The organism is Pseudomonas entomophila, from assembly GCF_029478665.1.
Classification (GTDB): Bacteria; Pseudomonadota; Gammaproteobacteria; order Pseudomonadales; family Pseudomonadaceae; genus Aquipseudomonas; species Aquipseudomonas entomophila_F.
The window spans coordinates 12,958-35,637 of the sequence record NZ_JARPQB010000016.1; the positions used below are offsets into that span (position 1 = coordinate 12,958).

Consider the following 22,680-nt stretch of genomic DNA (forward strand, 5'->3'; position numbering starts at 1 on the left):
GCCCTGGGTTACTCGCCGAGGCGTTGCTCTCGCGAGGGCGGATAACCGAAATAGGCGGCATAGCACTTGCTGAAGTGCGACACCGAGACGAACCCGCAGGCCACCGCGACTTCCATCACCGACAGGTCGGAATACTGCAGCAGGCGCCGGCTCTTGGTGATGCGCAGCTCCATGTAGTAGCGCCGCGGCGAGGTGCCGAGCTGGGCCTGGAACAGGCGGTCGATCTGCCGCCGCGAGCGGCCGGAGTAGGCGGCCAGCTGGTCCAGGCTCAGGGTTTCCTCGAGGTTGTTCTCCATCAGCTCGACGATGGTGCGCAGGTGCAGGCTCATCGACTTCTTCGCCCCGGGGCCGACCTGGCGATAACGCGCGCCGGAGAACGACAGGATCTCTTCGACACCCTCGGCCAGGGCGTCGCCGTGCAGGCGGCGGACCAGGCCGAGCATCAGTTCCATGGCGCCGTTGGGGCTGGCGGCGGTGAGGCGGTCGCGGTCGAGGGTGAAGCTGGACGGGGTGATGCGGGTTTGCGGGCTGCATTCGGCCAGGCTGGCGCGCTGCTCGGGGTGGACGCTGCAGCCATAGTCGTCGAGCACCCCGGCGCGGCCGAGGAACCAGGCGCCGTTCCACAGCCCGCCCAGGGTCATGCCGTGGCTGGCGCAATCGCCCAGCAGGCGGTCGAGTTCGGGGTACTTGAGCGGCGTGCGCAGGCCGCCGCAGATCACCAGCAGATCGAGCCCGTGCAGGGTATGCGGGGTGAGGGGAGTGGCGACCAGCTCAAGGCCCAGGTCGCTGAGCACCCGGTCGCCGCCCAGCGATAGCGGGGTGAAGGCGAAGCGCTCGGCGCGCAGCAGGTTGGCGGTGACCAGCACGTCCATGGCCACGGTGAAGCTGGCCATGGAGAAGTGTTCGAGCAGCACGAAGGCGACCTGGTAGGGGCGTTCGGCGCTGCCGTCGGTGGGCTTGAGCCGCAGCATGTTGCTGGTGCTGGTCTTCTTGCTGAACTGGCGTGGCGTGGGCACTGCGGACTCCGCTTCCTGGCTGGCGGGGATGAGTGTGCGTCGGGGCGGGGGGAAAGACAACCGGGTGAATGCGCGTTGGGCTATGCTGGGCGCCCGCTCACCCTGGACCTTGATCACGATGAAATATGCCGCCGCCCTGTTGCTCAGCCTGCTCCCGTTGCTGGCCCAGGCCGTGGAGCCTGGCGACAGGCTTGCGCCCTGGACCTTGCTCGACCAGTACGACCAGCCCTACAGCCTGTCGGCCGACACCCGCATCCTGCTGGTGGCCCAGGACATGGACGGCGCCAAGCTGGTCAAGGCGGCGCTGGAGGGGCAGCCCAAGGGCTATCTGGAAGCGCGCGATGCGGTGTTCGTCGCCGATATCCAGCGCATGCCGGCGCTGGTCAGCAAGCTGTTCGCCATACCGGCCATGCGTGACTACAGCTACCGGGTGATGCTGGACCGCGAAGGGCGGGTTGCCAGCCGTTATGCGGCGGCTGATGGCAAGGTGCAGTGGCTGACGTTGGACAAAGGCGTGCTGGTGAAGCGCCAGGCGTTTTCCGATACCCCGGCACTCAAGGCGGCCCTGGAACACCTGTAGGAGCCGGCCTTGCCGGCGAACACCGGCAAGGCCGGTGCCATCCACCGCGTCGTCTGGTTCGCCGGCAAGGCCGGCTCCTACAGGGTATGTAAGCGACCAAGTGCTGCGCTCTTGCGTAGGAGCCGGCTTGCCGGCGAACACCGGCAAGGCCGGTGCCATCCACCGCGTCGTCTGGTTCGCCGGCAAGGCCGGCTCCTACAGGTATGTAAGCGACCAAGTGCTGCGCTCTTCCGTAGGAGCCGGCTTGCCGGCGAACACCGGCAAGGCCGGTGCCATCCATCGCGTCGTCTGGTTCGCCGGCAAGGCCGGCTCCTACAGGCCGTTTTTCAGCAAGCTGGGCAATATTTCTCCTGCCTTGCCGGCCAGGGTGAACTCACGCGGATGGCCGGCCACTACCGGTTGCGGATTGACATGCACCACCGTCGCGCCGGCCTGCAACGCTACCCGTGGTATCGACGCCGCAGGCTGCACCACCCCCGAGGTGCCTACCGACAGCAGCAAGTCGCAGTCTTCGGCAGCGGCAAAGGCCTGGTCCAGGGTCTGTTCGGGCAGTTGCTCGCCGAACCAGACCACGCCAGGCCGCAGATAGCCCCCGCATGTCTTGCACAGTGGTGGCTCGATACGTCGGCCTTGTTCGGCGCCTTCGGCCAGGGGCAGGGCACTGCCGACGGGTTGCGCGCAACTGAAGCAGCGAAAAGCATCCAGTCGCCCGTGCAAGTGCAATACTTCGCGGCTACCGGCGCGCTCATGCAGGTCATCGACGTTCTGCGTCACCAGGGTGACTTTTGCCAGCCTGGCCTGCAGGTCAGCGATGGCCTGGTGCGCAGGGTTGGGACGTGCCTGGGCGATGCCCGCACGGCGCATCTCGTACCAGCCCCAGACCAGCGCAGGGTCCGCGGCAAAGCCGTCGGCGCTGGCCAGTTGCACAGGGTCGAAGCGCTCCCACAACCCATCGAGCTTGTCGCGAAACGTGGCGATACCGCTCTCGGCCGACACGCCGGCACCGGTGAACACCACCAGGTGACGAGCCTGGGCAAGCAGTCCGGGGTCGAAGGGCATGGCGGATCTCCAGGGGCAGGGTGGTCACTGTGCCTGCGGGGCGGCAAGCGAACAAGGGGAATTGGCGCTTGACCTCGACTTAACCCGAGGTTCGATACTCGGCCGCTCTTTCCATCGACGGAGCGATACCATGACACAGCCACGCGCGTTCCACCTGTCCAATCCGGAAGGCCTCTACGACCCCAGCGCCAATGCCTATTCCCACGTCGCAGAGGTACGTGCCGGCAGCCGTTTGCTGTATATCGCCGGGCAGGGTGGGGAGGATGCCCGGGGCGAGCTCTCGGCGCATTTCGACGAGCAGGCCCGGCAGGCCCTGGCCAACCTGAAGACCGCCCTGGCGTCCAAGGGGGCGGGCCTGGCCGATGTATTCAAGCTTACGCTGCTGGTGGTCGAGCACTCCGAGGAACGCCTGCGCCAGTGGGTGGCCGAGGCCGAGCGGGCCTGGGGCGGGCGCATGGCACCGACCTGCACCTTGATCCCGGTGCCGCGCCTGGCGCTGGACGGCATGCTGGTGGAAGTTGATGCGGTGGCGGCGCTGCCTGCGCAGTAGTGCCGGCAAGGCCGCGCCCAGACCGGCACCGTGCGCTATCGAGGCTTTGGGCCGTCACCCGCGCGAGCAGTTCCAGCACGCTCGGGGCTGACCTACTTGTTGTTGATGCACTGCGACTGCACCACATAACGCACGGTACGCAGGGTGCCCTGGCTGTCCTCGAAGGTCATCAGCCGCGGCACCACCTCGCAGGTGCGCGGGTCGCCCGACTGGCGCACGAAGCGGGCGACATCCAGCTTCATGCCGTAGCGGTAGTCGACGATCTCGGGCATCGGCTTGTCGCGTTTCGCCGCGTAGGCCGCCACGGCCTGCTGGTGGTCGGCGACCAGTTGCTCGTTGCGCTGCCCGGAAAAGCCGGTGGCCTGGGCCGAGAGGGAAAGCGCCAGCAGCGCGGCGCAGATGATCAGACGTTGCATGGGGTGCCTCCGAAAGGTTCGTGGTTTCGGAGCCCACCCTAAAGAGGGCCGACCAACAGCGGCATGACGCCAGGGTTACAGATCTGCAAGGGGCGCCACGTCGGCTGTGTTCACCCCTTGAATGACGCGATTGTAATGCTCCCATCACCTTCCCGTTATCCGCCGACGGCGAGCATCAGCCTCGGCCGAAGGGGCTGGGTGCGCTTGCATCTGGCCAAGCCAGGGACGCTCCAGCGCCAAGGGCCGACAACAAGAACAGCCGCAATCGAAGGAGCATCGGATGACAAACAGTCCCACACTTTCCCTGGCCGCGCTGCTGGCGCTGGCGGGTGTCGGCCCGGCCGCCTGGGCCGCCGAGGAACAGCAGGAAGGGTTCATCGAGGGCAGCCGCCTGAGCGTGCTCAACCGCAACTATTACTTCAACCGTGACCACCGCGATGGCCCGGCCCCCACCTACAACCGTGGCAAGGAGAGTGACAACGGCTACTCCGAAGCCTGGGCCCACGCCATCATCACCCGCTTCGAATCCGGTTTCACCCAGGGCACCGTGGGGGTCGGCGTGGATGCCTTCGCCATGCTCGGGCTCAAGCTCGACACCGGCGGTGGGCGCAACGGCGGGCGCAGCTCGTTCGATGTGCTGCCGGTGGACAGCGACGGCCAGGCCCGCGACGCATACAGCAAGGTCGGCGGTGCGGCCAAGGTGCGTCTGTTCGACACCGTGCTGCGGGTGGGCGACGTGTTCCCGGTCAACCCGGTGGTGGCGGCCGGCGACTCGCGCCTGCTGCCAGAGAGCTTTCGCGGCGTCACCCTGGAGAACACCAGCCTGCAGGGCCTGACGCTGCAGGCCGGGCGCCTGCATGCCATGAGCCAGCCGGTATCCAGCGACCTGCGCGACAACTTCGTGACGTTCTACGGTGGCCCGGTGGATTCGCCATGGATCGCCTACGGCGGTGGCGACTATGCGATCAACGAGAACGTCAGCGTGAGCCTGTTCGGCAGCCGCCTGAAGGATGTATGGAACCAGTACTACGCCGGCACCAGCGTGACCTGGCCGCTGTCGGACCAACTGGCGCTGATCGGCGGCTTCAACTTCTACAACGCCAGGGACGAAGGGCGCCAGCGCCTGGGGCAGTTCGACAACGACATCTGGAGCGCCAAGCTCGGCGTGCGCTACGGCGCCCACACCCTGGCGCTGACGCACCAGCGCAACAATGGCGACAACGACTTCGACTACCTGCGCCAGTCCGACTCGATCTTCCTCGACAACTCCATCCAGTACAGCGACTTCAACTCGCCGAAGGAGCGTTCGTGGATGCTGCGCTACGACCTGAACATGGCCGCCTACGGCGTGCCGGGGCTGTCGTTCATGACCCGCTACGGCCGTGGCAGCGACGCCGACTACAGCCACGCCAACGCCTACTACATGCGCCGCGACGACAACGGCGACCCGCTCACCGACCAGAAGCGCTGGGAGCGCGACATCGAGGTCAAGTACGTGGTGCAGACCGGCGCGGCCAAGGACCTGTCGCTGCGCGTGCGCCAGGCCACGACCCGGGCCACGGCCTTCGAGTCGGACCTGGACGAGGTGCGGGTGATCGTCGAGTACCCGCTGTCGATTCTCTGATCACACCCAGGATTCACCTTGAGAAGCCCACGTGCTCCTTTGGTTGAAGGTGAATGTTTTGGCGCCTCTTGCGAGGCGCCTTTTTTTGAGTTGTTGGAAAGTGTGCCGGCCAGGGGCCTGCCTCGAGTGGTGAGGTGATGCGTCTATCGCGCGCCGTCCCCGCGCCGCATCGCGGATGCCTGTAGGCGCGGATTCATCCGCGATGCGCCGCGCGCGGCGCTAGACCTCAGCTCTCTTCCTTCGGCTGCACCACGATCGCCAGGGCATCCGGCTCGGGGCCGGCCTTCCAGCGCGCCTTCTCGGTCCAGTTGGCGGTGCTGATCACCGCGACTTCGTCGCCCCCGCTGATCGCCACATAGACCCGCTTGCCATCGGGCGAAACCACGGCCCCGATCGGTAGCGCCTCTTCACCGAGCATCGTGCGGCGGTACTCGACACCCTCGCGGGCCAGGCCGATGCGCTTGATCTCCTTCTTGGCCGCCACATCGATCACCGCCAGCTCCGCCGATTTGGCGCAGGTGACCAACGCATACTTGCCGTCCGGGGTCATGGCGACGCGGATCGGGAACAGGCCGGTGCGGATGCGGTCGGTGACCTCCAGGCGCTGGGCATCGACGATGACCACTTCGTTGCCGCCACGGTTGCTGACCCACACCTGGCTGCCGCTGGGAGTGACCGCCACGCCTTCGCTGCCCGAGCCGGTCGGGATCTCGGCGATCTTCTTCTTGTGCAGCAGGTCGACCACCGACAGGGTGCCGCTGTCGACATGGGTGACATAGGCGCGGTCAGCGCCTGGCGACAGCGCGACCATGTGCGGCTTGCCGCCACCGACGTCGATGCGGTCGAGCACCTTGCCCTGGGCCAGGTCGACCACCAGCAAACGTTCGCTGGCTTCGGTGGTGACCACCACGCGCTGGCTGTCGGGCAGGAAGCGAATACCGTGGGGGCGGGCGTCCTGGCCCAGGTCGATGGTGCGGATGACCGTGCGCGTCGGCCAGTCGATCACGCTCAGGCTGTTGTTGGCCGTGCCTTGGGCGCCGTAGTTGCCGACCACCGCCAGCAGGCCGTTGCCGCTGACCACCACTTCGTGGGGGCCGCTGCCGACCGGCAGGCGGGCCATCTCCTGGCCGCTGCGGGTGTCCAGGGCCGACACACTGGCATCGGCTTTGTTGCCGACCAGCAGGATGTCGTCGGCATTGGCCAAGGGCGAGCAGGCGAGCAGTGCGCTGGCCAAGGCCAGCAGGCGGAAGGGGGTCGTGAGTGTCCGGGGGTAGGGCATGTCCAGTCTCCTTGAGGGTGCATTCCTTATTGCATGCACTGGATGAGACCGTCCGGGCAAGGTGGGAGTTTCAGTGGATGTGCGCGGGGCGGAAAAATTGACGTTGCTGTTACATGGGGGAGCGAGGTGTTGGGCAGCAGTGAGATGGCGAATTAATGTCAGTTGTTCAAGTGAGCAGCAGGTGAATTATTTATGTATGTGTTATGCATTGGGTCATTGTCTTTATGAAATTTAGTTGTGGGCATAGTTGTTTTTTGTCAAGGCGTGGGCATGAGGAGGTTAGGCTTTTAATTCTAAATTATGCAGATGGGTGGCAGTGAATCCTGAGGCGGTTTCAATTGAATGAGTTTGGAGCTGTTGCTCTATTTATCCGCTCTATTTCGGTGGTTTTGCTGGGTTTTAGGTAAATTGACAGCAGTGTTCGCATCCTCTAGAGTCCGTCGCTACTTGTTACAAACTAATTCGTTAGTAGAGTGGCAAGATGTCGCTATGGATTGGCGTCATATAAGAACAACACCCGTCTGCGTATATCTCGTGTTTCTCGAAAGTTAAATGAGATTGTCGCTGTCCTGGTGGCGTCAAGCCATGAAGTGGACAGGCACGCGGCTGCCTGTCGATAACCGGAAGCCACTAAAGAAAAGGAAATTCTTTATGTTCCAGATATACAGCTGCCCGCTCAGCACCGCCCAGCAGGAAGTATGCCTCGCTATCAGCCAGAGCGGACGTAACGTCAACTATCACTTGTGTGACGTCATCGACTTGCGCGGTGACCTGAACCTGATCTGGTTGGAGGCGGCCATCCATGGCCAGTTGCTGCAGGCCGATGCCCTGCGCGCCAATTTCGAGATCGACCCGCGCAGTGGTGAATACGTGCAGCGCATCCACGCCACCGACACGCTGCCGGCCAAGACCTTCCAGTTCCATGATGTCAGCGACCGCGCCGACCCGGAGCAGGGCTGCGCCGAGTTGCTGCAGCACCTGCTGGGGCACGACATGGACCTGCAGCACGAACCGCTGGCCCGCTACGTGGTGGTTCGCCTGGGCGCGCGCCACCATCGCCTGGTCGAGTTGGCCTCGCACCTGGTGGTGGACGGTTTCGGCCATGGCATCCTGTTTGGCAACATCACCGCGCACTACAACGCCTTGAGCCGAGGTGAAACACTGGCGCCCCACGGCTATGCGCCCCTGGCCAGCGTGGCCGAGGCCGAGCAGGCCTACCGCGACAGCCCGCAGCACGACAAGGACCGCGGCTACTGGCGGCAGTACTGCCTGAAAATGCCCGAGCCTACCCAACTGGTGCCGGGCGATGCGCCCCTGGTCGGGCTCAACCGCCTGCGTCAGGTGTTCCAAGGCGAGACCGTGCAGCGTTTGCGCCATGTGGCCGGCGAGCAGTCGTTGCGGCTGTCGAGCATCCTGCTGGCGCTGTGCGCCACCTACCTGCACCGCATGACCGGCCAGACTGAACTGGCCGTCGGCATGCCGGTGGCCGCGCGCCAGCTCAAGGCGTTGCGCGAACTGCCGTCGATGGTCGCCAACATCCTGCCGTTGCACTTGTCGTTCACCGCCCAGAGCACGGTGCTGACAGTGGCGGCCAACATCCAGCGCCAGTTGCGCCACCACCTGCTGCACCAGACTTACCGCAGCGAAAACATGATCCGCGACCTGCACGCCGAGCGGGGCAACAAGCCGCTATTCAACACCCTGCTCAATATCGTCGCCTACGACCAGGGGCCAGGCTTCGAGGGCTGCGACACCACGATCCAGAACTACGCCAACGGGCCGGCGGAGCACCTGGGCATCGATATCTTCGACCGGCATCAGGACGGGCGCCTGGAGATCGGCTTCAATGCCAACGCCGACCTGTATCCGGACGCCGCGCTGGCGCTGCACTACCAACGCCTGGTGGCGCTGTTCGAGCGCTTTGCCGAGGCGCCGGATACCCTTGCGGTGGACTATGACCTGTTCCTGGCGGATGAGCATGCGCGCTTCTATTCGCTTCCTGTGGCCAAGGGGGCGTTGCCGGTGTTCGCCGACGCGTTCGCCAGTGCCGTGCGCGAGCATGCCGGGCGCGTGGCGCTGAGCGAAGGTGGGCGTTCACTGCGTTACGCCGATCTCGACGCCGACGCCACGCGTCTGGCCGCTCATCTGCAAGCGCAGGGTGTGAAGGCCGGCGATTGCGTGGTGGTGATGTTCTCGCGCAGCGTCGAGTGGGTAGTGGCGGCAGTGGCATTGTTCAAGCTAGGCGCCTGCTATGTACCGGTAGACCCCGACTTGCCGCCGGCACGCATCGAGCACATCTTCGCCGATGCCGACCCCGCGCTGGTGATCGTGGCGCCCGGTAGCCAGCTCGCCGTCGAGGTTGCCGCCAACAAGTTGCTCCGGCTTACCCCTGAAGCATTGGCGCAACTGCCGCAGGCCGAACAGGCGCTGGCGCCGTTCGATGCCAGCCTGCCGGCCTACCTGATCTACACCTCCGGTTCCACCGGCAAGCCGAAGGGCGTCGAGGTCACCCACCGCAACCTGGTATCGATCGCCCGCACGGCCATCGAGGCGGCCCACTTGCAGCCGGGCGCGCGCGTACTGCAGTTCATCGCCGCCGGTTTCGACATGTCGGTGCTGGAGATCATGATGACCCTGCTGGCCGGTGCGCAGCTGGTGATCACCGACAAGGTCTCCAGCGCGCCGGGCAAGGCGCTGGCCAAGGTGGTCAGGCAGGCATCCATCGACCTGCTGGTAATGACGCCCAGTCTGCTGGCCTGCCACCAGACCGAGGACTTCCCCCAGGACACCACGCTGATGCTCGGCGGCGAGCCATGCACGCCGGCGTTGCTGGCGCGATTCGCCCATTGCCGCCTGCTCAATGTGTACGGGCCGACCGAGACCTCGTTCGCCACCTCGATCAACGCCCACTACGGCAGCGGCGACCTGTCGATCGGGCCGGCCACCGACAACACGCGCCTGTACGTGGTGGACAGCCAGCAGCGCCTGCTGCCACCGGGTAGCTGGGGTGACCTGTTCATTGGTGGCCCGGGCGTGGCGCGGGGATACCGCAACCGTCCGGACCTCACCGCCAAGGGGTTCGTCAGCGACCTGCTCGATCCGCGGGGCACCATGTACCGCGCCGGGGACCGGGTGTTCTTCGATCACCAGGGGCGCATCCACTACCTCGGTCGCCAGGACAACCAGGTCAAGTTGCGTGGCCTGCGCATCGAGCTCGACGAGATCAAGAACGTGCTGCTGGGTTGCAATGGCGTGACCGACGCCACGGTATTGCTGCGAGAGCTTCGGCAGGGGCCGGCCATCGTCGCCTATGTCGCCAGCACCGACACTCGCCTGGAAAGCCCGCAACTGAAGCAGGCGCTTGGCCGGCATCTGCCCCAGCACATGATTCCGAGCGTGATCATGCGGGTCGATCACTTCCCGCTGACGCCCAACGGCAAGCTCGCGGTCGATCGCCTGCCGGAGCCTGTCATAGCCGAGGCTTCCGAGCTGAGCGCCGCCGAGACCCCGGAGGAGCAGGCCATGTGCGCGCTGTTCGCCGAAGCGCTCGACTGCCCTGAAGTGTTCGCCAACCAGAGCTTCTTCGACCTGGGCGGGCATTCGCTGCTGGGTCTGCAACTGGTCAACCGGATCCGCGAACAGTTCGGCGTCGCTCTGGGGATTGCCGATTTTCTCGCCGCGCCGACCCCTCGCCAGCTCGCCCAGCGCCTGCAGCGCAACAACGGTTACAGCGACCCGTTCAGTGCCGTGCTGGCGCTGCGTACCGAGGGCCAGCGGCCGCCGCTGTTCTGCATCCATCCCGGCGGTGGCATTGCCTGGCCGTACGCGGGGCTACTGGCGTACCTGCCGCAGGACCAACCGCTGTACGCCCTGCAGTCACCGATCCTGCTCGACCCGGAGCGGGTGGTCGGTTCGCTGGAGGAGCTGGCGCGGGAGTACCTGCAACGCATCCTCGCGCTGCAACCCCAGGGCCCCTACCAACTGGCGGGCTGGTCGGTGGGCGGCAACCTGGCGCTGCTGATGGCCGCGATGCTGCAAGCCCAGGGGCATGAAGTGAGCTTCCTGTGCATGTTCGACAGCTATCCGCTGCAGGGCGGGCCAGCGTCGCTGAAGCTGGACGATGCGATGATCATCAGCCGCATGACCCGTGCCATCGTTGGTTCGCCACGGGCCGGGCTCAAGGGGCTCAAGAGCGCCATGGAGGAAGTGCTCGGCAGCCAGCAGCTCGGGGATGCCTTCCTGACCCGGCTGGTCGACGACTCCAAGCTGATGCTCGAATTGCTGGGGCGTTGCCAGTACGCGCGCTACAAGGGCGACTTGCTGTTCATCCGTGCCACCACCGATATCCTGCGCCAGGACGAGCAGCAACCGGGCTTGTGGCTGCCCTACATCGACGGCGACCTGGTGCAGGTCGATGTCGAGGCGCCCCATGAATGCCTGCTGCAACGCCAGTACCTGGACCAGTTCGGTGAGCGCTTCGTCGAGGCGCTGCTCGAACGACAGGCCGCGGTGGCGGTGAACGAAGCCTGAAGCGCAGCGCCGCCCGGTTCCACCGTTGCTGGTGAAACCGGGCGGCATGCCTTTACCCCGTGAACAGATCGCTGGTCGAAGGCACCGCGTCCAGCTTCGCCTGAAGCAGCGCGATGCACTGCTCGTGGTGGGCGATCTGTGCGCGGTGGGCCTCGATCTGCGCCTGCAGGTCGTGGCTGTCCGGTGAGACGAGGCGGGCCATCTTCCTCGACAGTGAGATCTTGCGCTCGGCTTCCTGCCTGGCGAGGTCGTCCATCTGCGCCACCAGCCATTGCAGATCCGCAGGCGACTGCACGGTCTGGAACTGCTCCAGTGGCTTGAGGTAGACCAAGGACTTTTTCTGGCGCCCCAGCAGTTCGAGCACGTTGCCGAGCGTGCCGGGGCTCTTGCAGTCCCAGATCATCAGGCCGTAGTCGCAGTCCGCCGCCATCGCCAGGTCCTTGGCGGTATGGAAGGCGCGGCCTCTGGCGTTGGCCGGCGGTGCGATCATCGCCAGTGGCCAGCCACCGTCGTTATGGCGAGGGGTGTCGCCACTGCAGTAGACGGTGACGGCCGGGTAGGCGGCTTGATGAAAGTAGCGCTGCACGGCATGGTCCACACCGCCTGCGTCTCCCACCAGCACGTCCAGCCCGGATGAGCGGATATTGTCGAGCCTGGCCTCGACTTGTGTGGGGAGGCGCTTGATGGTGATGGAGCCGGCGATGAAGACCCTGGGCATTAGTGCCTCCGCGTCAGGGCGACGACAGAAATGCTGCGGATGCTAGCGTATTCGCGCAGGGCGGTACAGGCGGCCTCCAGCGATGCGCCGGTGTCGAACAGGTCGTCCAGCACCAGGATGTCGGAACCGGGCTGCAGGTTGGCGTTGACCGTGAAGCAGCCGGCCAGTGCCTTGACCCGTTCTTCGTAGCCGGCCAGGTCCTTCATCAGGCCGGTGCTCCAGCGCTTCTCCAGGGTCTGTTCGCTGTAGCCGGCCTCGAGCAGCGCGGCGGCCCGTTGGGCCACTTCATACACCGGCTGGCGCGGGCGCTGCTTGCTGGCGGGCATGGGCAGGACCACGTCGAAGCGGTGGCCGGCGAGCGCGCCGGCGACGGATTGGGCGAGGAATTCCACCTGTTTGTAGTTGTCCCGGTACTTGAGCTGGAACACCGCTTCACCGAGGGCGGTCCTGATCGTGTCGAACTGCATATGGCCGTATTCGTTGGGGCCGATGGGGACGCTGGAGACGATGTGCTTGTCCAGGCTGATGCCGTAGTCCCAGGCGGGGGTGGCGGGGAGGGGATGGATGACCATGGAGTGCTTCCTTGTACGTCAGACTATGGGAGGGGCCCTCGTGGGCCGAGTTGCCATCTTGCGTCTGACTCGGGACGGGATCGACTTCATGGTTTCCGTGTTTGTTGTAGTCCTTTTCCTTGTTTTTTCGGGTTTCGACTGTCTGGATTCAACGACGGTTCCTGGAGGGTGTTCGGCGGGAGAAATGCAGCGCCGATGAGATAGAGCGCCGCCCACGCGGCGCATCGCGGCTGAAGCCGCTCCTACGTTTGTTGCAACGTGCCGCACCTGTGAGACCATGGTTGCCAGTCAGGCGGCCATCGGTACCCTTCCAGGCATGACTGGCCCGAAACCAATCTGTAGGAGCGGATTCATCCGCGATGCGCCGCGCGGCGGCGCTCTATCTCATGGGCGCTGCAACTCTCCCGCCAAACACCCGGAAAGTACCCCCTAAAAGCGAGCGCAGAAGTGCAACCAAAGTTGGGCACGCAGTCGACGAACATCGGCCACCTGCTGACGATCAAAGCCGCGCACGAGCTCCACCTGTTCGGCGCGCCTGCCCAGTTACGCTCAATCCGATCCGCCACGCTTGGCGCGAGCCCAATACTGGATCTGGTTTGCCTACCTACAGGCTGCCAATCTGGTATTTCTGTCAGTTTCACCTGATAGAAAAGCCCATTAAGGTCTTCGGTAATCGTGCAGATGCGCTCAGGAGACCGCCATGTCCAAGCTCGAATCCGCTCAAACCGACGTTTCGCTCCCTACCCCTGGTACGGCCGCTTCGTCGTTGCGTCTGTTGATACATTCACCAGACAAAGAAGTTCCTCCCCAGGACACGCAGCCGTTCAAGCTGTGCCACGGTGCCGATCACACGCTGGAGGTCCAGGCGCCGGGCGGCAGTACCTGGGTGAAGCAGAAAACCAGCCTGCACTGGATGAGCACCGGTACTCTGCCAAGTCATTACGGTTTGAGCGCAAACCCTGAGTTTTTCCTTGGCAATACCGATGCAGAAAAGCATTACCAGATACTGTCCGCCACAGGAGCCGAATGGCAGCTGAAGGCGCAGCATGCTAGTGAGGGCACGCAGTCCGGTGACGTGACGCTGGCCTTGGGGAGCTACTGGCAAGCACCCAAATATGAGATCAAGGCGAGCGTGGGTGATTTTCACTACGGTTTCAAGCATATCCAGTGGAGTGGCGTTTTGCCGATCATCGAGGAGGGTGACGAGATAGTCCTGGCCGTCACGGTGGCAAGTGTCTTTGATGACAAGCGCGTGCTAGCGGGGAAAAGCGTGACTTGGGAGTTGGGCGTCGGGCGGACGTGGACTATCCCGACTGATGAGAATGGGCGTTCAGAGTTGAGGTACACGCCCGTGGCCGAAGATTTGGGCGGCAATGAGTATGGGACGCTCACGTTCACTGCTACAGGTATGGATGACCTGCAACTGGAAAGCCGAGTGCCACAAGGTGTCCGGGCTTATCTCACTTCGCCTTGGGCAAATCAGCTGCAGGTGTTTCTCGATAAAAAAGAAATTACGGATTTCAAAGGTCCAGGCCTTCGTCTGAGCCAATCGCAACCGCACACATTGATGCTGAAACCTCGGGAGGACAGCGATTTCCTTGGCCATCTGTTCACGTTGAAATGGCCTGAGGGCACGAAGGATCTTGGCATCACATTCACGCCCAGTGCGCCACAGGAGATGACCAAGGGAGGCATCGAGTGGGCGATTACAGGGGGCGATACCAGCGGTTTCTTTGTCTTGGAGGCGACGACACTGATGCTGGGTGGCTCGTTCCCGATGCCAGGGGCGCAGATGTCGAGCGATCTGGCTGAAGAAGCAACGTTGGAAATCGAGAACAAGTGGGTTGGCCAGCCGCCGATTTTCAATATAGGGGTGTTGAAGGAGGTGCGTATTGTGCCGAAGCAGGATAGCCCGCTGGCTCGTATGGGGCTTAAGGCTCAACTTAGCATAGAGGGGCCACTCCCGACGACGTTCGCGGTTACTCCACCTTTTTGGAGCGATGTGGTGACGGAGAGTGGTTTTACCTGGGGAGTCCTTCCTCAAACTGGATATGCAAGTAGTGTAAACAGCCTGAAGGTCGTAATGCCCGGTTTCCAGCATGCTCTGAAGTTGGAGAGGTTTCTGAAAATGAACAGAAGCGTCAGATCGGAGACGAGGCTTGAGCGGGATGGAAAAGGATTGGGCTTGACGGTGGAGGTTTTTAAGCGAGGATCTACTGTCCAATTGACGTTGGTTCCAAAGAGCGGAAGTCCTCTGGGAACCACTACGCTAAAGGCGCATATGGTACTGATCGAGGGATCCCTGACCAAGGATGATGTGACTGCTGAACCAGCGTTTGGGGAACCACGACCGATGACTGAAACCGGGTTGAGCTGGGCGATCAAGTCTCCGGATAAGAGCGGCTCGTTTACCGTGGTGTTCGAAGTGGAAGGGTTCGAAGAGTCATGGGTATTGCCAGTGATTGTGTTGTCAGAAAAATTGAGTGATGAAATACAAGTGCTGGTCAAAGAGCAAGAAGTGACCGAATTTGAGATCCAAGATGATCGCCAGGTTTGGGTAAGGATACTGCCGAGAGCAGGGAGCCCCATCGCAAATACAGTTTTCGCTTCGCTGACGTTCGTGCCCGACAGCTTGAGTAAAGACAAGGTGAAGGCTAATCCGGCGTATGATCATAGGATGCGTATAGATGAGGGAACCGCTGGCTTATATTGGGTGTTGAGTGGCCAAGGAACCAGCGGTACGTTCGGTTTGAAGGTCAATGTGGATAGTTACGAGGAGAACGTGGATCTGTATGGGGAGGTCAAGATCAGCAAGCCCGTAAAATGATACTGGGTACACGAGAGTGCCTAGGGTTTGCAGGAAACGTCGTCGCGCGGCGATCAGGCAAGGTGAAAACAGGCGAGGAACGGTCGGAGTCGCGCTCGACTTTGCTGGTTGCAAATGAGCATTCCGAGCCTGTTTTCAACGCAGCATGATCGTCGCGCAGACACTTTTCCTACCAAGCCTAATGATCTGAAAGTACGCTGAAATATTGATACTGATAGGTTGGAAGTTTTAATTTCTACCTCTCTCCAATCCTGATAGGGGCGGCGCTGGACGTTCTGTTGAAGGGGGAGTCGATCCTCAGGTCGCATTCGTCGGAAAAAGTTGGCCTCTCTAAGTGGTTGCACAGAACTCAGCCCACCCGCAACCAGATCGCCGAGGCGTCATCGCTCATCTTGAAGCGCGGATGGCGCAGGCAGCCGGCATCTTCCTGCTCGATCTCCCGCAGCGTGCGCGCCAGATCGACCAGACCATGGGCCAGCAGGCGCTCGACGAACGCAGTCGGCGTATAGGCCTGGTAGGTGTCGAACAGCGCGGCGAAGCCATCGCTCATCAGCACGATGTCGTCGCCCCGCGCCACCGGAGCACGGCTGTAGCAGGTGCCTGCCCGGGACAACTCGGCATCGACGCCGAGCACGGCCCGGGGCCGTTCGCGGGCCTGGCGGCGGTCGGCCAGCACCGCGGGCGTGCGCACATTGTGGGCACCGGTGCCGGGGCCCAGGGCGGCCGCTTCGCCGCGTTCCGCCTCGCGATCGGGCTCTGGCGTGAGGAAGGCGACGCCCCGCGCGCTGCGGTGCAGAACCACGCAGTCGGCCAGGTGCGCGCAGACCAGTTCGTCGTCTTCCAGCGCCACGGCGGCGAACGCGGCGCGTGGCAGCTCCCAGTGAGCCACGGGTTCGCGTTGGCGATCCTGCTGGTAATCGCCGGCCAAGGTCTCGAACACCGTTTCGCACAGCGCCTGCAATGGGCCCGAGGCCACGCTGAAGGCACGCTGCGCCGCACCCGCCAGCCAGGCCGCGCCGCCCCGTTCGCCCAGTAAACCGGGCGCGCCAAGATCGGTGGCGCCGTCGATCACCCAGGCATGGCGGTCGGCGCAGCCGATACGATCATCATTGGGTACATCCGGCTTGCCGGCCAGGCTGAGGGTCTGGATCAGGTCGAAATGCATGGGGATCTCCGTGTCGTTGGCAGGGACGCGCCGGCCCCCGACCTTGAACCTTGTGCTGGCGCGCGTCAAATTCGGGGCATATCTGAGAGTCATCTGCATTGACGGACGACAGGGTCGGTACTCAGTCGAGGGTCTTGGCCATCTCAGCCGTGGCCGCCCAGCCGAGCCCCGCATAGACCGGCCTGCCGGCCTCGGTCGCATGCAGCACGGCAAAGCACAGGCCACGTTGTTCGAACTCGGCCTCGGCCAGGCGCATCAGCCCGCCGGCCAGGCCACGGCGACGGTGGCTGGGTTCGACATAGACATTGAGCACGTAGCCGCGCAGGGCCTGGGTAGGGTGGTTCGGGTGCGGCGGCCATTCGATGTCCATAAGCCCGATGGCCGCCACCGGATGATCCTGGTCCAGCAGCACGAAGCCGTAGTAGCGGCCGTCCTCCAGGCGTGGCAGCAGCCAGGGGGCGAAGTGTTCGGTCATCAGGCGCAGGCGCTCCGGCACGCCACCGGCCTCGAGGAACATGGCCTCGCGATGGGCGCAGATCATGGCATGGTCTTCGGGGCGCACGCGGCGCACGGTCAGGCCTGGAAAATCGATGTGGGCGGGGAGGTCGTGCATGTCGGCTACCGGGGCGGAGTGTTCGATGCTAGGGGTTGCAGCCCGGGGGCGGCAGATACAGATGCGCGCTGAATCCGGCATACAGTGCGCTTGCCGCGATCGTCGAACGCGGCGATGATCGGCGCCAACACCACGCCGATCGACGAGGCCTGCATGTGCATTGTCCTGCTTCTCCCTTTCAGGGGCTCTGGACGCAGGGGGCGTGACCGCATCATGGCCGCCAGATGCCCGCCGCAACCCTTGCCGCGCTTGCGAGATCGAGCGCCGCGCCGGGGCGCTCGATCTGAAACGCTAACGTCGAACACCTTGAGAGGTTTGGTCCTGGCTGCCTGCGCCGGCCAAGGCTGACCCGCGCAAGAACGATCAAACCGGCCTCACGGGCACTTGCTAAGGTGGCCGTGCTGACTGAGGAGCAATGGAATGCGCAGCATCGAACACATCCTGTGGTACATCGAATCGGCCCTGGATACTGACCTGGACCTGTCAGGTGTCGCCAGGCATTTCGGCTTGTCGCCGTTCGCCCTGGCGCGCCAGTTCGTCGCCGCCACCGGCTGGCCTGTAATGCGTTATGTTCGGGCCCGGCGGTTGAGCCGGGCGGCCCAGGCTCTGCGCGAAGGCCACCCGGACATCCTGGACGTCGCCCTGGCGGCCGGCTACAGCTCCCACGAAGCATTCACGCGGGCCTTCTGCGACCTGTTCGGCGTTGCGCCGAGCCAGGTGCGTGGGCAGGCCCATGATCCGATCAAGCTGGTGGAGCCCCTGCGCATGAAAGCACTGAACGTTGTCCCCCTGTCTGAACCCCGTTTCGAACACCGCCCCGAATTCATCGTCGCCGGCCTGGGCGAACGCTTCACCTTCGAGCGCAACGAGGGCATCGTGGGGCTGTGGCAGGCCTTCGATCCCTACGTGGGCCGGGTGCCTGGCCAGGTGGGCGATTTCACCTACGGGCTGTGCTGCAACCCGGGGGAGGATGGCAGTTTCGAGTACATCGCCGGGGTCGAGGTGGCCCGTACCGCCGAGCTGGCGGCGAACTTTCGCTTCTTCCGGCTAGCGGCGCGGGATTATGCGGTGTTCCGCCACCTGGGCCACGTGTCGATGATCCACCAGACGGTTTTCACCGTGTTCAACCAGTGGCTGCCGGCCTCCGGCTACCAGGCCGCCGACGCGCCGGAGTTCGAGCTGTACAGCCCGGACTTCGATCCAATGCGCGGCGTCGGCTACGTCGACCTGTGGATCCCCCTGGCCGGCCGCTGATCGCACGAGGCAATTCGCTCGGGGCAGGGGGCTAGACTCGACGGGACATGGCAAGGGCACAGGAGCCTCCGACATGACCCCGAAGAACAGCATCTGCCTCTGGTTCGACGGCGACGCCGAAGCGGCGGCGAACTTCTATGCGCGCACCTTCCCCGACAGCAGGGTGACCGCGGTGCACCAGGCACCCGGCGACTACCCGTCCGGCAAGCAGGGCGATGTGATCACGGTCGAGTTCACCGTGATGGGCATCCCCTGCATCGGCCTCAATGGCGGGGCGATGTTCAAGCACAGCGAGGCGTTCTCGTTCCAGGTGGCGACCGACGATCAGGAGGAAACCGACCGTTACTGGAACGCCATCATCGACAACGGCGGTGAGGCCAGCGTCTGCGGTTGGTGCAAGGACAAGTGGGGGCTGTCGTGGCAGATTTCGCCGCGCGTGCTCACCCAGGCGGTGGCTGGTGCTGACCGGGCTGCGGCCAAGCGGGCGTTCGAGGCGATGATGACGATGGGCAAGATCGATATCGCGACGATCGAGCAGGCGCTCAAAGGTTGAGAGCCAGGCGAGAGGGGCGCATCTCTGCGACGGCCTGTTCGCCGGCAAGGCCGGCTCCTACAGGTGTGGCGCTGAACCTGAGGTGATCATCGCGTCTGCTTCACTTTGGCCCCATGGGATGGGCGGCGATACGCTTGCCGGCCTGCAAGCCAACTTCCATTGCCTGGCCATCGCGTTGCTTACCCTGGCGCGCCTGGCCGACCAGTTCGGGAATCAGTGGCCCTTCGGGCAGGTTCCGCCAGAACCGACCGGGCAAATGCTGGCGCAGGGCGTCCGGGTTGAGCCGGGCGGGGTTGAAGGTGTGGCGGTAGTAGGTAAGCCAGAGCTCGGCGCCCGGATCCTCCGCGCTGCGCGCCCACTGGCGCCATTCATCCGGGCAGTGGCGGCGGTGGTCCAGGTTTTCTCCGTCGAAGCGGATGCCGTCGCGCGGTGTCGCGATCAGCCAGCGCTGGCGCCCCAGGCGCTCGGCGAAATGGCCGCTGGCACTGTCGAGGATGTCGTGGGCGGGTTCGTGATAGGCAACCAGGTCCAGTTGCAGGTGTTCGGCCAATGCGCCAGGCAGTGGCACGAAGCGCACGAAGGCGTGCAGGTGATGGGCCTCGCGACCCACCTGCTTGATACGCCGTTGCAGTTCACTGCCCAGGCGGTCACCGGCGAGCATGGCGGTGCGGTCGCCATGGGCGACACGCCAGAGCACTTCATAGAGCAGGTTCCAGCGTTGTTCGCCGCGATAGCGCCCGGCCTGCTCCAGCTGGGCCAGCAAAGCCGCCGGCACGCGGGCGCGAAACGGGCCAGGGCCTTCGGGCGGTGGCGCCGCCACCGCGAGCAGATCATCCATCGGGCCTTGACCCCAGGTGACCTCGGCCGGGTCGATGCCATGGCCGAGCAGCCGCCGGGCCTGGTCGCGCCAGGTGGCGAAGTCATCATCGCAGTCGAGCGCGATCATCCCCACAAGCCCATCTGCACCGGCGCCTGGGGCTCGCGCAGGCGGGCGCGCAGCAGGCCGCTGCGCAGTTCGGCCTGGGCCGGGCGGTAATCGCTGGTGACGATGAACGGGCGGGCTTTTTCCAGCACGCAGCGCAGCTGGATCAGGTCGTCGTAGCGCACCCGCCGTTCACGGCGCAGGGCCACCAACCGCTGCACGCTGCGCAGGCCGATGCCGGGGATACGCGCCAGCAGCGCCGGTTCGGCGCGGTTCACGTCGAGTGGGAACATGTCGCGATTGGCCAGCGCCCAGGCCAGCTTGGGGTCGATATCCAGCGCCAGGTTACCGGCCTCGCCGAGTAGCTCACCGGCCTTGTAGCCATAGCCGCGCAAAAGAAAGTCAGCCTGGTACAAGCGGTGCTCGCGCAGCAGCGGCGGGGCGGCCAGGGGGACGCTGCCGGGGCTGTCGGGGATGGGGCTGAAGGCCGAGTAGTAGACACGCTTGAGCCCGTACCCCTGGTACAGCGACTCGGCATTGCGCAGCAGGGTGCTGTCGTCGGTGGCGTCGGCACCGACGATCACCTGGGTGCTCTGCCCGGCGGGGGTGAAGCGGGGCGCCCGGGGCTCGCCGGCCACTGCCTGTTGCCCCTGGTGAATCACCCCCATGGCCTGGCGGATGGTGCTGGCCTGTTTCTCCGGGGCCAGGCGCTTGAGGCTGGCGTCGGTGGGCAATTCGATGTTGACGCTCAGGCGGTCGGCCAGGCGCCCGGCTTCCTCGATCAGCAGCGGGTCGGCGTCGGGAATGGTCTTGAGGTGGATGTAGCCGCGAAAGCCGTGTTCCTCGCGTAGCAGGCGCGCGACCCTGATCAGCTGCTCCATGGTGTAGTCGGCCGAGCGGATGATGCCGGAGCTCAGGAACAGGCCACTGATGCAGTTGCGCCGGTAGAAGTCGAGGGTCAGGCGCACCACTTCCTCGGGGGTGAAGCGCGCCCGTGGCACGTTGCTGGAACGGCGGTTGACGCAGTACTGGCAATCGTAGAGGCAGAAGTTGGTGAGCAACACCTTGAGCAGGGATACGCAGCGGCCATCCGGGGTGAAACTGTGGCAGATCCCCATGCCGTCGGTGGCGCCAAGCCCGTCACGGCCACGCGAGCTGCGCTTGGGCGCGCCACTGCTGGCGCAGGAGGCATCGTACTTGGCGGCGTCGGCGAGGATGCCGAGCTTGGCGATCAGTTGCATGGGGATTCTCGAAATACTGATTATTCATACAGTATTTCGGGAAATGGCTGATTGCAAGTGCCAGCACGATCATGCCTGAGCAAATCAGTCGACTAAGCTTGACCCAGGCTCAACGCCGCAGGCCCTGTGCCTGTGGGTTGCCGGTGCAGGCAAAGGCGAACACGGGAGCGCACATGAACATTGTGAAAAGAACCAAATGGGCCTTGCTCGGACTGGTCCTGGCTGTGGGCCTGGGCAGCGCCCAGGCCGCCGATACCAAGCGGGTCGACGTCCTGCTGGTGGGCGGCGGCATCATGAGTTCGACACTGGCGGTCTGGCTCAACGAGCTGGAGCCTGGCTGGACGATGGAGATGGTCGAGCGCCTGGACAAGGTCGCCGAGGAGAGTTCCAACGGTTGGAACAATGCCGGCACCGGCCACTCCGCGCTGGCCGAGCTCAACTACACGCCGGAGAAGGACGGCAAGATCGACATCAGCAAGGCGGTGGAGATCAACGAGTCGTTCCAGGTCACCCGCCAGTTCCTGGCCTGGCAGGTGAAGCAGGGCGTGCTGAAGAATCCGCGTTCGTTCATCAACACCACGCCGCACATGAGCTTCGTCTGGGGTGACGACAATATCCGTTTCCTCAGGAAGCGTTACGAAGCCTTGCAGGCCAGCCCGCTGTTCAAGCCCATGCAGTACTCCGAGGATCACGCGCAGATCGCCAAGTGGGTACCGTTGATGATGGAGGGGCGTGACCCCAACCAGAAGCTCGCGGTGACCTGGACGCCCATCGGCACCGACGTCAACTTCGGCGAGATCACCCGGCAGTACGTGGGTTACCTGCAGACCCGGCCGAACTTCGACCTCAAGCTGTCCACCGAAGTCGAGGGTATCAGCCGTAACGACGATGGCAGCTGGCACGTCGCGTACAAGAACCTCAAGGACGGCAGCACCGCGGCCACCGACGCCAAGTTCCTGTTCATCGGTGCCGGCGGCGCCGCGCTGCCGCTGCTGCAGAAGTCCGGTATCGATGAAGCCAAGGATTACGCGGGCTTCCCGGTGGGCGGTTCGTTCCTGGTCACCGACAACCCGGCCATCGCCCAGCGGCACATGGCCAAGGCCTATGGTATCGCCGCCACCGGCGCGCCGCCGATGTCGGTGCCGCACCTGGACACCCGGGTGCTCGATGGCAAGCGCATGATCCTGTTCGGGCCGTTCGCCACGTTCTCCACCAAGTTCCTCAAACAGGGCTCGTTGCTGGACCTGGTGGCCAGCATGTCGTTGCACAACACCTGGCCGATGGTGCGGGTCGGGGTGCGCGAGTTCGACCTGGTGCAGTACTTGATCGGCCAGTTGATGCAGTCGGACGATGATCGTTTCGCCGCGCTGCAGACCTACTTCCCCGAAGCGAAGAAGGAGGACTGGCGCTTGTGGCAGGCGGGGCAGCGGGTGCAGATCATCAAGCAGGATGAGAACCTGGGTGGGGTGCTGAAGCTGGGGACCGAGATCGTGACCTCGAAGGATGGCAGCATCGCCGGGCTGCTGGGGGCCTCGCCAGGCGCCTCCACCGCGCCGCCGATCATGCTCGACCTGCTGAACAAGGTGTTCAAGGACAAGGTCGCCACGGCGCAGTGGCAGGCCAAGATCAAGCAGATCATTCCGTCGTACGGGATCCGCCTGAACGAGCATCCGGACAAGGTGCAGGAGGAATGGAGCTACACCAGCGAGGTGCTGCAACTGGCGCCCGCCGAAGCCCCTTGAGGCAAGTGCAATCCCCGTA

The 22,680-nt window shown here is 64.3% G+C and carries 18 protein-coding genes; 8 read left to right on the forward strand and 10 right to left on the reverse strand.

Annotation, left to right across the window (positions count from 1 at the left end):
• Positions 1-8: 8 nt before the first annotated feature.
• A complete protein-coding gene (locus tag P5705_RS10765; protein ID WP_277460829.1) occupies positions 9-1,016 on the reverse strand; it encodes a GlxA family transcriptional regulator in 1,008 nt (335 codons plus the stop codon).
• 118 nt (positions 1,017-1,134) lie between these two features.
• Between P5705_RS10765 and P5705_RS10770 the strand changes: the two genes are divergently transcribed.
• On the forward strand, positions 1,135-1,596 hold the full coding sequence (locus tag P5705_RS10770; RefSeq protein WP_277460830.1) for an FAD/FMN-containing dehydrogenase: 462 nt from the start codon (positions 1,135-1,137) through the stop codon (positions 1,594-1,596).
• A gap of 312 nt (positions 1,597-1,908) precedes the next feature.
• Here the strand turns inward: P5705_RS10770 and P5705_RS10775 are convergent, their stop codons facing one another.
• Positions 1,909-2,655 (reverse strand): SIR2 family NAD-dependent protein deacylase, encoded by a 747-nt coding sequence (locus tag P5705_RS10775; protein ID WP_277460831.1) that lies wholly within the window; start codon positions 2,653-2,655, stop codon positions 1,909-1,911.
• Positions 2,656-2,785: 130 nt separating this feature from the next.
• Here P5705_RS10775 and P5705_RS10780 point away from each other — a divergent pair, with 130 nt between their 5' ends.
• On the forward strand, positions 2,786-3,205 hold the full coding sequence (locus tag P5705_RS10780; RefSeq protein ID WP_277460832.1) for a RidA family protein: 420 nt from the start codon (positions 2,786-2,788) through the stop codon (positions 3,203-3,205).
• 92 nt (positions 3,206-3,297) lie between these two features.
• On the opposite strand, the gene P5705_RS10785 is transcribed toward P5705_RS10780, so the two are convergent.
• Complete coding sequence (locus P5705_RS10785) at positions 3,298-3,621, reverse strand: DUF2790 domain-containing protein (protein ID WP_277460833.1); 324 nt, start codon at positions 3,619-3,621, stop codon at positions 3,298-3,300.
• A gap of 280 nt (positions 3,622-3,901) precedes the next feature.
• Here P5705_RS10785 and P5705_RS10790 point away from each other — a divergent pair, with 280 nt between their 5' ends.
• Positions 3,902-5,245 carry an OprD family porin gene (locus tag P5705_RS10790; protein ID WP_277460834.1) on the forward strand — a complete coding sequence of 448 codons (1,344 nt, stop codon included), beginning with the start codon at positions 3,902-3,904 and terminating at the stop codon, positions 5,243-5,245.
• Between the two features lie 226 nt (positions 5,246-5,471).
• On the opposite strand, the gene P5705_RS10795 is transcribed toward P5705_RS10790, so the two are convergent.
• Positions 5,472-6,524, reverse strand: a complete 1,053-nt coding sequence (locus tag P5705_RS10795; RefSeq protein WP_277460835.1) for a cytochrome D1 domain-containing protein — start codon at positions 6,522-6,524, stop codon at positions 5,472-5,474.
• Positions 6,525-7,175: 651 nt separating this feature from the next.
• On the opposite strand from P5705_RS10795, the gene P5705_RS10800 reads away from it, so the two are divergent.
• Entirely contained in the window at positions 7,176-11,054 is a 3,879-nt protein-coding gene (locus tag P5705_RS10800) for an amino acid adenylation domain-containing protein (RefSeq protein WP_277460836.1), read from the forward strand.
• Between the two features lie 52 nt (positions 11,055-11,106).
• Here P5705_RS10800 and P5705_RS10805 read toward each other — a convergent pair whose 3' ends face one another.
• On the reverse strand, positions 11,107-11,772 hold the full coding sequence (locus tag P5705_RS10805; RefSeq protein ID WP_277460837.1) for a PspA/IM30 family protein: 666 nt from the start codon (positions 11,770-11,772) through the stop codon (positions 11,107-11,109).
• On the reverse strand, positions 11,772-12,344 hold the full coding sequence (locus tag P5705_RS10810) for a ComF family protein (protein WP_277460838.1): 573 nt from the start codon (positions 12,342-12,344) through the stop codon (positions 11,772-11,774). The genes P5705_RS10805 and P5705_RS10810 overlap by 1 nt, the downstream gene beginning before the upstream one ends.
• Positions 12,345-13,044: 700 nt before the next feature.
• Between P5705_RS10810 and P5705_RS10815 the strand changes: the two genes are divergently transcribed.
• Positions 13,045-15,171 (forward strand): hypothetical protein, encoded by a 2,127-nt coding sequence (locus P5705_RS10815; RefSeq protein WP_277460839.1) that lies wholly within the window; start codon positions 13,045-13,047, stop codon positions 15,169-15,171.
• 349 nt (positions 15,172-15,520) lie between these two features.
• On the opposite strand, the gene P5705_RS10820 is transcribed toward P5705_RS10815, so the two are convergent.
• Both P5705_RS10820 and P5705_RS10825 read right to left on the reverse strand, forming a co-directional pair.
• Positions 15,521-16,336: a protein phosphatase 2C domain-containing protein gene (locus tag P5705_RS10820; RefSeq protein WP_277460840.1), complete on the reverse strand. Its 816-nt coding sequence runs from the start codon at positions 16,334-16,336 to the stop codon at positions 15,521-15,523.
• Between the two features lie 121 nt (positions 16,337-16,457).
• The gene (locus P5705_RS10825; protein ID WP_277460841.1) at positions 16,458-16,949 is read right to left on the reverse strand and encodes a GNAT family N-acetyltransferase; all 492 of its coding nucleotides are present in this window, start codon (positions 16,947-16,949) and stop codon (positions 16,458-16,460) included.
• A 420-nt stretch (positions 16,950-17,369) separates the two neighbouring features.
• On the opposite strand from P5705_RS10825, the gene P5705_RS10830 reads away from it, so the two are divergent.
• Together P5705_RS10830 and P5705_RS10835 are read left to right on the forward strand one after the other, a co-directional pair.
• Positions 17,370-18,203 carry an AraC family transcriptional regulator gene (locus tag P5705_RS10830; RefSeq protein WP_277460842.1) on the forward strand — a complete coding sequence of 278 codons (834 nt, stop codon included), beginning with the start codon at positions 17,370-17,372 and terminating at the stop codon, positions 18,201-18,203.
• Between the two features lie 73 nt (positions 18,204-18,276).
• Positions 18,277-18,756 carry a VOC family protein gene (locus P5705_RS10835; RefSeq protein ID WP_277460843.1) on the forward strand — a complete coding sequence of 160 codons (480 nt, stop codon included), beginning with the start codon at positions 18,277-18,279 and terminating at the stop codon, positions 18,754-18,756.
• Between the two features lie 100 nt (positions 18,757-18,856).
• Here P5705_RS10835 and P5705_RS10840 read toward each other — a convergent pair whose 3' ends face one another.
• Positions 18,857-19,702 (reverse strand): TIGR03915 family putative DNA repair protein, encoded by an 846-nt coding sequence (locus P5705_RS10840; RefSeq protein WP_277460844.1) that lies wholly within the window; start codon positions 19,700-19,702, stop codon positions 18,857-18,859.
• A complete protein-coding gene (locus P5705_RS10845; protein WP_277460845.1) occupies positions 19,699-20,919 on the reverse strand; it encodes a putative DNA modification/repair radical SAM protein in 1,221 nt (406 codons plus the stop codon). The genes P5705_RS10840 and P5705_RS10845 overlap by 4 nt, the downstream gene beginning before the upstream one ends.
• Before the next feature lie 173 nt (positions 20,920-21,092).
• Here P5705_RS10845 and mqo point away from each other — a divergent pair, with 173 nt between their 5' ends.
• Positions 21,093-22,661, forward strand: a complete 1,569-nt coding sequence (gene mqo / locus P5705_RS10850; protein ID WP_277460846.1) for a malate dehydrogenase (quinone) — start codon at positions 21,093-21,095, stop codon at positions 22,659-22,661.
• Positions 22,662-22,680: the final 19 nt, after the last annotated feature.